The 470-nt window shown below is 64.5% G+C and carries 1 protein-coding gene; it reads left to right on the top strand.

The window, feature by feature from the left end; all coding sequences use genetic code 11:
• The coding region (locus tag HFD92_RS21545) for a hemagglutinin repeat-containing protein (RefSeq protein ID WP_167429677.1) at positions 1 to 470 on the top strand (470 nt) is incomplete at both ends.

Below are 470 nucleotides of genomic sequence, written 5' to 3'. Positions count from 1 at the left end.
AACCGGCTCAGCCTGACCAGCGGGCGCGACACGACGCTCACGGGCGCGCAGGCAAACGGCAACAGCGTGAAGGTGGATGCGGGCCGCAACCTGACGCTGACCTCGGAGCAGGACAGCGACCGCTACGACAGCAAGCAACAGAGCGCCAGCGCGGGCGGCAGCTTCACGTTCGGCTCCATGACCGGGTCGGCGAGCGTGAACGTGAGCCGGGATAAGATGCACAGCAACTGGCAGAGCGTGGCCGAACAGACCGGGATTTATGCGGGTCAGGGCGGCTTTGACGTGACCGTGGGTGAGCACACACAGCTGAACGGCGCGGTTATCAGTTCCACTGCCACCGCCGATAAGAACCGGCTCGACACCGGGACGCTGGGGTTCAGCGACACAGAGAATCATGCGGAATATGAGGTGCAGCATCAGAGCGCAGGCATGAGCACCGGCGGCGGCATCGGCGGGAACTTTGCCGGTAA

This window comes from Pantoea sp. EKM101V (assembly GCF_011800325.1).
Classification (GTDB): domain Bacteria; phylum Pseudomonadota; class Gammaproteobacteria; order Enterobacterales; family Enterobacteriaceae; genus Pantoea; species Pantoea anthophila.
Note: the sequence above shows the minus strand (reverse complement) of the source record. Positions and strands in the feature narration are given on the sequence as shown.